This window comes from Bacillus sp. 22-7, from assembly GCF_010628845.1.
GTDB classification, from domain to species: Bacteria; Bacillota; Bacilli; order Bacillales; family Cytobacillaceae; genus Cytobacillus; species Cytobacillus firmus_B.
In genome coordinates this window covers 78,128-88,686 of record NZ_NJQY01000027.1, presented here as the reverse complement: position 1 = coordinate 88,686, position 10,559 = coordinate 78,128, and the positions used below count along the sequence as shown (strand labels likewise).

Annotated in this window: 13 protein-coding genes and 11 tRNA genes; 1 reads left to right on the top strand and 23 read right to left on the bottom strand. The window is 42.3% G+C overall.

The features are described from left to right. Positions 1-56 precede the first annotated feature (56 nt). The 12 genes from CE058_RS18935 to CE058_RS18880 all read right to left on the bottom strand — a co-directional run bounded on the left by CE058_RS18935 (position 57) and on the right by CE058_RS18880 (position 1,773). Positions 57-130: transfer RNA gene (locus CE058_RS18935), tRNA-Gly, on the bottom strand. Between the two features lie 23 nt (positions 131-153). Beyond that, a tRNA-Pro gene (locus tag CE058_RS18930) sits at positions 154-230 on the bottom strand. A gap of 5 nt (positions 231-235) precedes the next feature. After that, positions 236-312, bottom strand: a tRNA-Arg gene (locus CE058_RS18925). Between the two features lie 59 nt (positions 313-371). Then, positions 372-457: transfer RNA gene (locus CE058_RS18920), tRNA-Leu, on the bottom strand. Positions 458-516: 59 nt separating this feature from the next. Then, positions 517-601, bottom strand: a tRNA-Leu gene (locus CE058_RS18915). Between the two features lie 15 nt (positions 602-616). Beyond that, positions 617-692 (bottom strand) — tRNA-Lys (locus CE058_RS18910). Between the two features lie 8 nt (positions 693-700). Next, a tRNA-Gln gene (locus CE058_RS18905) sits at positions 701-775 on the bottom strand. Positions 776-783: 8 nt separating this feature from the next. Continuing rightward, a tRNA-Asp gene (locus CE058_RS18900) sits at positions 784-859 on the bottom strand. 30 nt (positions 860-889) lie between these two features. Continuing rightward, positions 890-961 (bottom strand) — tRNA-Glu (locus tag CE058_RS18895). 15 nt (positions 962-976) lie between these two features. Then, positions 977-1,067: transfer RNA gene (locus tag CE058_RS18890), tRNA-Ser, on the bottom strand. A 5-nt stretch (positions 1,068-1,072) separates the two neighbouring features. Beyond that, positions 1,073-1,147: transfer RNA gene (locus tag CE058_RS18885), tRNA-Asn, on the bottom strand. Between the two features lie 152 nt (positions 1,148-1,299). Further along, a complete protein-coding gene (locus CE058_RS18880) occupies positions 1,300-1,773 on the bottom strand; it encodes a SprT family protein (RefSeq protein WP_163144751.1) in 474 nt (157 codons plus the stop codon). 133 nt (positions 1,774-1,906) lie between these two features. Here CE058_RS18880 and cmpA point away from each other — a divergent pair, with 133 nt between their 5' ends. Continuing rightward, positions 1,907-2,020 carry a cortex morphogenetic protein CmpA gene (cmpA, locus tag CE058_RS18875; protein ID WP_009336300.1) on the top strand — a complete coding sequence of 38 codons (114 nt, stop codon included), beginning with the start codon at positions 1,907-1,909 and terminating at the stop codon, positions 2,018-2,020. A gap of 165 nt (positions 2,021-2,185) precedes the next feature. On the opposite strand, the gene CE058_RS18870 is transcribed toward cmpA, so the two are convergent. The 11 genes from CE058_RS18870 to CE058_RS18820 all read right to left on the bottom strand — a co-directional run bounded on the left by CE058_RS18870 (position 2,186) and on the right by CE058_RS18820 (position 10,288). Beyond that, on the bottom strand, positions 2,186-4,369 hold the full coding sequence (locus CE058_RS18870; RefSeq protein WP_204260553.1) for a Tex family protein: 2,184 nt from the start codon (positions 4,367-4,369) through the stop codon (positions 2,186-2,188). Positions 4,370-4,431: 62 nt separating this feature from the next. Further along, complete coding sequence (locus CE058_RS18865; protein ID WP_048008775.1) at positions 4,432-5,028, bottom strand: PP2C family serine/threonine-protein phosphatase; 597 nt, start codon at positions 5,026-5,028, stop codon at positions 4,432-4,434. Beyond that, complete coding sequence (sigB, locus tag CE058_RS18860; RefSeq protein WP_048008774.1) at positions 5,025-5,819, bottom strand: RNA polymerase sigma factor SigB; 795 nt, start codon at positions 5,817-5,819, stop codon at positions 5,025-5,027. The genes CE058_RS18865 and sigB overlap by 4 nt, the downstream gene beginning before the upstream one ends. Beyond that, positions 5,797-6,270, bottom strand: coding sequence for an anti-sigma B factor RsbW (gene rsbW, locus CE058_RS18855; RefSeq protein WP_009336304.1), 474 nt, complete (start codon positions 6,268-6,270; stop codon positions 5,797-5,799). The genes sigB and rsbW overlap by 23 nt, the downstream gene beginning before the upstream one ends. Further along, the gene (locus tag CE058_RS18850) at positions 6,267-6,599 is read right to left on the bottom strand and encodes an anti-sigma factor antagonist (RefSeq protein WP_035331808.1); all 333 of its coding nucleotides are present in this window, start codon (positions 6,597-6,599) and stop codon (positions 6,267-6,269) included. The genes rsbW and CE058_RS18850 overlap by 4 nt, the downstream gene beginning before the upstream one ends. Positions 6,600-6,659: 60 nt before the next feature. Continuing rightward, positions 6,660-7,670: a PP2C family protein-serine/threonine phosphatase gene (locus tag CE058_RS18845; RefSeq protein WP_163144749.1), complete on the bottom strand. Its 1,011-nt coding sequence runs from the start codon at positions 7,668-7,670 to the stop codon at positions 6,660-6,662. An 11-nt stretch (positions 7,671-7,681) separates the two neighbouring features. Beyond that, the gene (locus CE058_RS18840) at positions 7,682-8,083 is read right to left on the bottom strand and encodes an anti-sigma regulatory factor (RefSeq protein WP_048008772.1); all 402 of its coding nucleotides are present in this window, start codon (positions 8,081-8,083) and stop codon (positions 7,682-7,684) included. Between the two features lie 4 nt (positions 8,084-8,087). Then, positions 8,088-8,450, bottom strand: a complete 363-nt coding sequence (locus CE058_RS18835; RefSeq protein WP_009336309.1) for an STAS domain-containing protein — start codon at positions 8,448-8,450, stop codon at positions 8,088-8,090. Then, entirely contained in the window at positions 8,447-9,280 is an 834-nt protein-coding gene (locus tag CE058_RS18830) for an RsbT co-antagonist protein RsbRA (RefSeq protein ID WP_163144748.1), read from the bottom strand. The genes CE058_RS18835 and CE058_RS18830 overlap by 4 nt, the downstream gene beginning before the upstream one ends. Before the next feature lie 371 nt (positions 9,281-9,651). After that, positions 9,652-10,002, bottom strand: a complete 351-nt coding sequence (ndoA, locus tag CE058_RS18825) for a type II toxin-antitoxin system endoribonuclease NdoA (protein WP_009336311.1) — start codon at positions 10,000-10,002, stop codon at positions 9,652-9,654. A gap of 4 nt (positions 10,003-10,006) precedes the next feature. Continuing rightward, entirely contained in the window at positions 10,007-10,288 is a 282-nt protein-coding gene (locus tag CE058_RS18820) for a CopG family ribbon-helix-helix protein (RefSeq protein ID WP_035331931.1), read from the bottom strand. Positions 10,289-10,559 lie beyond the last annotated feature (271 nt).

Below are 10,559 nucleotides of genomic sequence, written 5' to 3'. Positions count from 1 at the left end.
ATGATTTAAACGTTGACGTTTTGTTCGTTCAGTTTTCAAAGATCAATCAGTAAGTTTGGAGCGGGTGAAGGGAATCGAACCCTCATCATCAGCTTGGAAGGCTGAGGTTTTACCACTAAACTACACCCGCATATAGAATTGTTATTTCCCGAATGGTCGGGAAGACAGGATTCGAACCTGCGACCCCTTGGTCCCAAACCAAGTGCTCTACCAAGCTGAGCTACTCCCCGTATAATGGCGCGCCCGAGAGGAGTCGAACCCCTAACCTTTTGATCCGTAGTCAAACGCTCTATCCAATTGAGCTACGGGCGCATCTATTAAAGCAACTCTTATATTATAACGATCTTAAATTCAAATGTCAATAACTTTTTTGGTGCGGCCGAGAGGACTTGAACCTCCACGGGGTTGCCCCCACTAGGCCCTCAACCTAGCGCGTCTGCCATTCCGCCACGACCGCTTAATAAAGCGACAAGTAACATCATACCAAAACGAGATGCTTAATTCAATGGTAATTAATGGTGCGGGTGAAGGGAGTCGAACCCCCACGCCTTGCGGCGCCAGATCCTAAGTCTGGTGCGTCTGCCAATTCCGCCACACCCGCATATAAAATTTAAGATGGTGAGCCATGAAGGACTCGAACCTTCGACCCTCTGATTAAAAGTCAGATGCTCTACCGACTGAGCTAATGGCTCATTAAAAATGGCTGGGCTAGCAGGATTCGAACCTGCGAGTGACGGAGTCAAAGTCCGGTGCCTTACCGCTTGGCTATAGCCCAATAACAAATGGCGGTCCCGACGGGAATCGAACCCGCGATCTCCTGCGTGACAGGCAGGCATGTTAACCGCTACACCACGGGACCATCCATAAAAACCGTCGGAAATAAAAAAAGTGACCCGTACGGGATTCGAACCCGTGTTACCGCCGTGAAAGGGCGGTGTCTTAACCGCTTGACCAACGGGCCATTATTAGAATTTTCTGGCGGAGAAGGAGGGATTTGAACCCTCGCGCCGCTTACGCGACCTACACCCTTAGCAGGGGCGCCTCTTCAGCCACTTGAGTACTTCCCCAAATATGGCTCCGCAGGCAGGATTCGAACCTGCGACCGTTCGGTTAACAGCCGAATGCTCTACCACTGAGCTACTGCGGAATAATAATAAACTGATCAATAAAACAGCTAACATCTTATCGACTCTTCATATTATAAGGACGCGGACTATAAAAGTCAAGCATCTTTTTAGAAGAATTTATTAGCCGCTTGTCCTGTATTGACCTGCGACAATTATTAAATATAAAGCGTACTTAATCTAATGTCAATTCTTTTTTGAACACTAATTTTCCTTTGCATTTACCGCAGACATATTTCTTCGTATCAACTTTTCTTTTTCTCTGATAAATTTGGCCGCATTCTTTGCACACATAAACAAGAATCTTAACGAATTTTTTTGTTTTAGGGCGATCAGGCAAAGCTGAACAAAATCGGGGTGCTCCCACTTTCTTCATTAACAGTCTGAAATCCTGATCACGATGTTTATATCCTTTTCCCTCTAAGTGCAAATGATAATGACAGAGCTCGTGCTTAATAATTCCCACTAATTCTTCAGGTCCAAGCTGCTCATAATACTTTTTGTTAATTTCAACATGATGTGAATTCAGCATATATCTTCCGCCAGTCGATTTTAGGCGTGAATTAAAATATGCCTGGTGGCAAAAGGGCTTGCCGAAGCTTTCTAATGATATCTTTTCAACAAGTTTCTGAAGCTCCTGGTCATTCATCTCAATGTTTTCCTCTCTTATCGTAAACATGACAACCTATTATAGCATACATTATATATACCTTTTACAGCTCTGAACTCCTTGCAGAAAGAGGGAGCCATTATCAGATTCCAATTAACGGGAGGTAAATCGTATGCCTGTATGGTTTCAAAATCAAATCCAGCGTGCTTTTTATGAAAAAGACCGCTATCAGATCAAACTGCTGAATCAGTGCTGGTTTTTCTATAGAAAGAAGCATTGCTCATAAAGGCACTAATGCCCGCCGAACAATCCAGTCCCAATGCTGAAAATCCTTAGTCAAGCGAACTCATCATTAGTTATAAAAAGCATAAGCCAAATCACGCCAGAAATAGTGTTTTCCGGTGTGATTTAGCTTATGACGACTCGAAAACTGTGAAATTATTAGCTTCTATTAATTAGAATGGCCCAGCATTGTTAAAGCGACTCTTCCCTTGTGTTTATCAACAGAGTCCACCCAGACTGTTACCACATCACCAACGGAAACGACGTCCAGCGGGTGTTTGACAAATTGGCGGCTGAGCTTGGATATATGAACAAGGCCATCCTGTTTGACTCCAATATCGACAAAGGCTCCGAAATCTACAACATTCCGCACTGTCCCTTGCAATTCCATTCCTTCCTGCAGGTCTTCAAGCTTTAGAACTTCTTTTTTCAAAAGAGGCTTCGGCAGCTCATCACGCGGATCTCTTTCAGGTCTCATTAAAGCGTCAATGATATCCTTCAATGTCAGCTCACCGATTTCAAGCTCCCGGGCTGTCCGGCTGATATCTATGCCTTTGAGCGCCTCTCTTAGCGATGGTGAGCCAAGGTCATTTGATTTAAAGTCGAGATTAGCCAGCAATTTATTTACTTCTGCATATGTTTCCGGATGAATTCCCGTCCGGTCCAGAGGCTCTTTTCCATCGATAATCCGCAGGAAGCCTATTGCCTGTTCATAGGTTTTGGCACCAAGTCGGGGGATTTTTTTCAATTGCTTGCGGTCCGTGAACTTCCCTTCGTCTTCCCGTTTTTTAATTATATTTACGGCAACTGTTTTTGACAGGCCGGCTACATGCTGCAGCAATGAAGATGAAGCGGTGTTCACATTTACGCCTACCTGGTTTACTGCTGTCTCTACAACAAAGGAAAGGGATTCGGACAGCTTTTTCTGGGATACGTCATGCTGATATTGACCAACCCCAACTGACTTTGGATCAATCTTAACCAATTCTGCAAGAGGATCCTGGAGGCGTCGGGCGATTGATACAGCACTTCTTTCTTCCACCTGAAAATCAGGAAACTCTTCTCTGGCAAGATCCGAGGCAGAGTAGACGCTCGCCCCCGCTTCATTGACAATCAGGTAGAATATTTCCTCTTTCATGTCCTTTAATATATCTGCGATGAACTGTTCGGTTTCCCTTGAAGCAGTCCCATTTCCGATGGCAACCATTTTTACTTTATAGGTTTTTAGAATTTGAATTACTTTCTCCCGTGCCTGATTCGTTTTGGAAACAGGCGGGTGCGGATATATGACTCCGATATCAAGTACTTTTCCAGTTTCATCTACAACAGCCAGCTTGCAGCCTGTTCTGTAGGCAGGGTCTACCCCAAGTACGATCTTTCCTTTCAACGGGGGCTGAAGCAGCAGTTTTCTTAGATTTTCAGAAAAAATCATAATAGCCTGTTCTTCTGCTTTTTCAGTCAGTTCATTGCGTATTTCGCGTTCAATCGATGGCATGATCAGACGCTTGTAGCCATCATCAATGGCTTCCCTTACAATCGTGCCTGCAGGAGAACGTTCATCCTTTACCCACTTTTTATATAAGTACTTTAAAATAAATTCGGTATTTGGCTTAATGTTAATCTTTAATACTTCCTCTTTTTCACCGCGGTTCAATGCAAGTGTGCGGTGTGGAACAATCTTGCTCACCGGTTCCTCATACTCGTAATACATTTCATAAACGCCTTTTTCGTCATTCTCTTTATTTCTCACAGTGGACTCAATAGTCCCCTTTTTGGCTGTTTCCATACGGATCCATTTTCTGCTCTCCGCTTCATCTGATACCCACTCTGCGATAATATCTTTTGCACCAGCGATTGCTTCTTCCGTTGTGGTTACTTCCTTTTCATCAGATAAGAATTCTTTGGCTTTTGCAGCAGGGGTTTCATTTAGCGAAAAAGTGAGAAGCCACTCAGCAAAGGGCTCAAGCCCTTTTTCTTTTGCCGCAGTTGCTTTTGTCCGGCGCTTTTGCTTATATGGCCGGTATAAGTCTTCTACTTCCTGCAGCTTCACCGCTTTGTTAATTTTGGTTTTTAGCTCTTCGGTCAATTTGCCTTGTTCTTCAATTAAGCGGATTACCTCTTCTTTACGGTGATTAAGGTTTTGTATGTATTGCCAGCGCTCCATAATATCGCGGATTTGAACTTCATCCAGCGCGCCTGTCTGTTCTTTTCTGTATCGGGCAATAAACGGGACTGTGTTTCCTTCTTCCAGTAAGCTGATTGTGTTTTTTACTTGTTTGATGGCTATCGATAGTTCCCCAGCGATTAAATTTAGTGTTTGATCTTGTCTATCCAATGTTTTTTCCAAGTTCATTCCTCCATCATAGAGTCTCAATATTCATTTTATCAAAAGAACAAACAAAAAGCTTACCCTGTCTAGAGTAAGCTTCCAAGTATGAAAGTAGCATCATCTGAAGTAGATGGATATTGCTTCTTTATATCTTCCGAGATAAGTTCAATAGGGAGAAATGCTTTCAGCAAAGATTTAACCCCATGGATATTAAAGCCATCTGAGTATATCAAAAATTTAGACTCCGCTTCATACGTAAACCGCTGGGTATGAAACACCTGCGGCCTTCCTGACAGATATCCTGTTACAGGCAGGGGATAAGTGAGTTTTCCTGCAGATGAATAAAGGAAAAACCGGATATTCCCTACACAGCTGTATACAAATTCCCTGGAAGCAAAGTGTACTTTAAACAGCGCGACTGCTGCTCCTCTTTTTTGCAAAAGAATTTCGTTGCAGAGCTTCATAAGCGTATCTACATCTTTCTCATGATGCTGCTCTACAACGGAAACAACAGCAGAAGAAGCCTCATACGCATATTCCCCGCTTCCAAGGCCATCTGCCAGCACACATACAAAGTATTCATCCGTTGCGGTAAAATAATAGCCATCACCGCAGAATGATTTGCCTTCTTTAGCTGTCTGGTGTGCAATCACTTCGATGTTATCTCTAACCAATTTGGTCATGAAAGGCACTCCGAGTTATTTGTTTCAGAGTGGATTGCTTCCTGAAGCTTTTTGATCGCACGGCGCTGAAGTCTTGATACATGCATCTGGGAAATCCCTAGTTTATCTCCAGCTTCCTTTTGGCTCAAATTCTCAAGATATGTGTATTGAATAATTAATTTCTCTCTCTCTGACAGAACATGCAGGACTTTTTCAAGCACCAGCATTTGGTTTACTTTTTCAAAGCCCTCGTCCACATTTCCAACGATATCCAAAAGGGTGACCGTTCCGCCATCAGAATCAGCTTCGATTGAATGGTCAACAGAAAGAGCCTGATAACTTTTCCCCATTTCCATCGCTTCCAGCACTTCTTCTTCAGAAACCCCAAGCATATCGGCTATTTCGTCTACTCTTGGCGACCTATGAAGCTCTGTTGTAAGCTCTTCAACGGTAGCTTTAATTTTCGGACCCAATTCCTTTATGCGGCGCGGAACATGAACACTCCAAGTTTTATCCCTTAAGAAGCGCTTAATTTCCCCGATAATAGTAGGAACAGCAAAGGCCTCAAATGTTTTGCCGAAAGACTCATCATAGCGGCGGATTGCACCCAATAAGCCGATAATGCCTACCTGGACAATATCCTCATGATAGGATCTCCCTTTTGAGTACTTGCGGGCAATGGCTTCTACTAAATTCTGATATTGAAGAACCAGGGTATTTTGAGCATCTTCATCCTGGTGAAGCTGGTAGGCTTTGATTAAAGCATTTGTTTCTTCTTTGGATTTTTGGTTAGGTTGAGATTGTTTTTGCATCCCTCTCCACCTGCTCTCCTTCTAGGTATTTGGTCATAAAGACCGTAACACCCTCTTTATGATGAATTCTTACTTCATCCATCAATGTTTCAATCAGGTATAGACCCAAGCCTCCTTCACGCAAAAATTCCACAGAATCAGTCTGGTCATATGGCCCAATGCCTTGTCTCGCAGATTGGAAATCAAAGCTTTTTCCGCTGTCTGCGACCATTACCTCAAGGCGGTCCGTGTATAAACCGAACCCGATGACTACTTCCCCTTGCTCATTCTGTTTGTATGCGTGTTGAACTGCATTAGTGCAAGCTTCACTTGTAGCAATCTTAAGATCTTCAATTTCTTCATATGCAAATCCCATTCTGCTGGCAATCCCTGATAATGTCAGGCGGATTACCCCGACAAACTCCGGCTTGGCCGGAATTTTCACCTCTATATAATCAAATGGCTCGTTCATTGTACTCCACCTTCAATCCCGCTGTTAATATCGATAATATCCGCCAGGCCTGTAATTTCGAAAAGTCTCTTTAAACGGTCCGACAAGCCAACAATCTGGAATTTTCCGTTATTGGCACGGACATTTTTAAACACACCAACAAATACGCCTAAGCCGGTACTATCCATATAAGAGACTTCTGATAGGTTGACCACCATTTCTACGCCTTCCTTTTCTGTTAAAGGAAAAAGCTCTTCGCGAAGTTTAGGTGCTGTATACGCATCAATTTCTCCACTTATCATTGCTTCAATCAGCATATCATTTTCTTTTACATCTATAGTAATATTCATAACTGACCCACCTCTTTACATGTCAACTGCTTTTTACTAGTTACCCGCTTTTAAAACCCATTAAACATTTCTTTTTAAAATAATTAAGGTAAAATCATCCCGCAATTGAAAATGCTGAAGTTTTTCAAGTTCTTTATATACGCTATTAACTATTTCCTGTGCATTTAAATGAATGTATTTCATGATTAATTCCAGCAATGATTCCTTTTCTATAAACCCTTCTTCTGTACGGCATTCAGTAACCCCGTCTGACATTAATATAATCATATCTCCGGGATTTACTCCTTTTTCGTACTGGCGGTATTTAGTTTTTTTATCAATACCAAGAAGCAGGCCTTTCGCAGTCAGCTCAGTAAATTGCCCATTTCCGGCATTATAGAACAGGCCCGGTTCATGTCCTGCAGAACCATAAGAGAACATGTGGCTGTTTGTATCATATATTCCATAAAACATGGTAATGAACATGGTTAAATCTATGTTCTGTTCCACTACCCGATTAAGATTTTCAAGGACCGTTTTAGGGTCATTGCGGTTTTCAGGCACACTGTCCATGGCATATTTAATCATGGACATACAAAGGGCTGCAGGAAGACCTTTACCGATTACATCAGCAATGGCGATGCTGATTGTGCTGTTCTCATCCTGAACAAAATGGAAATAATCACCGTTCATATGTTTGGCAGGAACACTTATTGCGCCGATATCCAGTCCTTCAACAGAAGGAACCTGCGTTCCCAGCAAGGTTTGCTGAACGTTCGCAGCTATTTCCATCTCTGTCCTGAGTTCCTGCTGAATATGTTTTAAGCTCTGATGTTCTCTATAGGCAAAACCATAGCCTATCATGACTTCCAGAAGGATATCAAAAGAATGGTGAACATATTCAGGCAAGTCCGGATAAAGTTCACCCATCAGACTTTTATGAACACTGATAATCTCTTCAGGTGAGATTTTGTGCTCGATCGACTTCCTGCTGAACTTCTGGCCCTGATACAAAGCCTGTTCAGATTGTTCCTTAATATAATTCTCAAGAATATCCCGATACTTTGATTCCATCATTTCTCGGAAATCCATAACGCTTCCCCCTAACGAAGCCACTTAGTTGCTTTTATATCTGTACCGGTCCCGGGATTGGAGTCAATTAAGAACTCATCCATTAACCGCTTCACACCTGGAAGGCCGGCTCCTAATCCTCCTGATGTCGAGTATCCGTCTTCCATTACTTGGCGTAAATCACTGATTCCAGGGCCGCTGTCTACCGCAACTATACGCAATCCCGCTTTTCCGCCGTCATATATTTTCTCAATACAGATTTGCCCTTGTCCGGCGTATAAATAAATATTCCGGGCAAGCTCACTAATGGCTGTAGTGATTCTAGCCTGGTCAACTGTACCAAAACCAAGCTCTTTAGCAACATTCCGCCCAAGCTGACGGGCTGCAACGATGTCCCATTCGTTTATGATTTTAACGCAGGATTGGTTTTCCATACAGTTACTCCCCCAATTCCTGTTGTAATTTCTCCAAACCTTTTTCTAAATCTAATGCAGTAAGGACATCATCTAACCCAATACCTAACTCAATAAGCGTAATTGCTACGGCAGGCTGTATCCCGGTTATGACTACTTTTGCACCCATCAGTTTGGACATATTTATTACGTCGCCTAGAACTTTAGCGATGAATGAATCAATAAAGTCAATGGATGTTAAATCGATCACGACTCCATTTGCGCTCGTCTCATGGATTTTATGGAGCAGATCCTCCTGAAACTGCAGAGCAGTCTGATCATCTAATTCCCACTGGATGGAGACTAATAGGCAATCGTTCAGCTTTAAAATTGGGATTCTCACTCTCATTCCTCTCCCTCCACCTTCACAATTTTGCGGCTGGTTAACTCAAGAGCCGCTTCTACACCCTTTTTCAAGGTGTTTTTTGTGGTAAACTGATTTAAATCAATTCCCAGGTTTACAATCGTCTGAGCAATCTCAGGGCGTATGCCAACAAGCATGCATTTTGCACCAACAAGTCTTACAGCATCTGCTGCCTGTATAATATGATGGGCTACCATTGTATCAACAACCGGCACACCTGTTATATCTATAAGGACCACTTCTGAACGGTGTTTAACCACTCCATTTAAGAGATTCTCCATGATCTGCTTTGCACGCTCGGTATCAATTGTACCTACAAGCGGCATGACCGTAATTCCTTCGAAAACAGGGATCAGCGGCGCAGATAGTTCCTGAAGGGCAATTTTTTGCAGGGACACAGTTCTTTCCCAGGTGGCCGAATACATATTTACCACTTCATTAACCATGGGAGTCATCCAGCCATCGAACTCGTAAATGACTTTCATTTGGTTTTCCTGGTTGACAATTCCGGCTTCCTGCATGCCCTCGAACACAATTTTCCCGAATGTTTGAAGCCCTTTTGTCACGAAACTGAGCGGCCAGCCCAATCGAACAATTTTCTCAGAGAAATCACTCAATTTTGAAGTGAATTCTTCATTTGAACTTTTTATATTTGAAATAATCAGGTCAATGAATTCCCGGCTTGTCCCGATAAATACCTGATCGGAAACTACCTTTGTAACCCTTTCATCCGCGTTTTCTTTTGTAGCCTCCAGCCAATGATTGAAAATAGAATCTTTATTATTTTGTATATAATTCAATATTGTCGAATTCATTTGTTCCTCCCTATTTTATCATCTATCTATTATTAGCCTTCCAATTCCCCTTTATTGTAAAGAAGCAAAAAAATCTTCCTGTTTCGTATATACCAATTAAATGATAACAATGAATTCGAGTCAAATGATACCTATAGGGTCTGAAATTAATAATTCCCATCTTTAGGTTAATTCGACAATTTCTTAAGAAAACCCTTTTTCCAGTGCGCTGATTTCCCATCGAACAGGAGGTTACTGCCAGCTGGAAACGGGTATATCTACAAAACCGGACAATTTTATATATTAAATGACTCTCTTTTTTACCCTATCGAAAAGAAACTAAACCTTTTTTCTGCAAAAAAAATAAAAAACGCCCTTCAAAAGAGCGTTTGCTAAAATTCGATGAGGCCTAAGCTGATTTGCACGGCTTCATCCACTTTTTCCATCATTTCGTCATCGAGATGGGTTATTTTATCGGTTAAGCGTTGTTTATCAATTGTACGAATCTGTTCTAATAAGATGACCGAATCCCTTTCAAAACCATAACGCTTCGCATCAATTTCAACGTGAGTAGGCAGCTTTGCTTTTTGAATCTGAGCTGTGATTGCTGCAACAATTACTGTGGGACTAAACCGATTCCCGATGTCGTTTTGGATGACAAGCACTGGACGGACGCCGCCTTGTTCTGAACCAACAACTGGGGATAGGTCTGCAAAATAAACGTCACCACGTTTGACAATCAAAGGATTATCCTCCGCTAACTAGACGTTCAACTGTGTGTTCTGCCTCGTATTCCGCTTGAAATGCTTCAGATGCAATCGTCAAATTTATTTTCGCCATCTCCATGTAACCACGTCTCATGGACTCGCGAATTTGTCTCTTTTTGCGTTCACGCAAATACATTTTGGTTGCTTGATAAATGAATTCGCTCCGGTTAACGTTTTCCTGTTTAGCAAATCCGTCTAACTCGGTTAAAAGATGCTGCGGTAATTTCACCATTATCTCTGTTGTTGTGCTGGACTCAGACACAAACATACACCTCCACCATCACTACACACCATTTTTATATCTACCATTTTCAATATTACCATTAATAAAGCCCAATGCAAAGGGGATTCTTTAATTCTTTTGTATTATCGGCCAAAAAAATAGTATTTTATGCATGATTTTAGAAAAGCGGAAGCGCCTTGCCCACCCCCGACAAGCACAAGACGAGCCTCCCGGAAAGGCGCTCTTTGCCTTTTTGGGAGGATAGCCCGAAATGTGGAGGCGACTGCTTAGGGACGACAGGCATAAGACG

What these genes read in the sequence shown, in the direction of transcription:
- CE058_RS18830 (WP_163144748.1), bottom strand. Translation starts at nt 9,280, where the DNA reads ATGAATTCGACAATATTGAATTATATACAAAATAATAAAGATTCTATT.
- rsbW (WP_009336304.1), bottom strand. Translation starts at nt 6,270, where the DNA reads ATGAACGAGCCATTTGATTATATAGAGGTGAAAATTCCGGCCAAGCCG.
- cmpA (WP_009336300.1), top strand. Translation starts at nt 1,907, where the DNA reads ATGCCTGTATGGTTTCAAAATCAAATCCAGCGTGCTTTTTATGAAAAA.
- CE058_RS18840 (WP_048008772.1), bottom strand. Translation starts at nt 8,083, where the DNA reads ATGGAAAACCAATCCTGCGTTAAAATCATAAACGAATGGGACATCGTT.
- CE058_RS18845 (WP_163144749.1), bottom strand. Translation starts at nt 7,670, where the DNA reads ATGGATTTCCGAGAAATGATGGAATCAAAGTATCGGGATATTCTTGAG.
- CE058_RS18850 (WP_035331808.1), bottom strand. Translation starts at nt 6,599, where the DNA reads ATGAATATTACTATAGATGTAAAAGAAAATGATATGCTGATTGAAGCA.
- sigB (WP_048008774.1), bottom strand. Translation starts at nt 5,819, where the DNA reads ATGCAAAAACAATCTCAACCTAACCAAAAATCCAAAGAAGAAACAAAT.
- CE058_RS18870 (WP_204260553.1), bottom strand. Translation starts at nt 4,369, where the DNA reads ATGAACTTGGAAAAAACATTGGATAGACAAGATCAAACACTAAATTTA.
- CE058_RS18835 (WP_009336309.1), bottom strand. Translation starts at nt 8,450, where the DNA reads ATGAGAGTGAGAATCCCAATTTTAAAGCTGAACGATTGCCTATTAGTC.
- CE058_RS18865 (WP_048008775.1), bottom strand. Translation starts at nt 5,028, where the DNA reads ATGACCAAATTGGTTAGAGATAACATCGAAGTGATTGCACACCAGACA.
- CE058_RS18880 (WP_163144751.1), bottom strand. Translation starts at nt 1,773, where the DNA reads ATGAATGACCAGGAGCTTCAGAAACTTGTTGAAAAGATATCATTAGAA.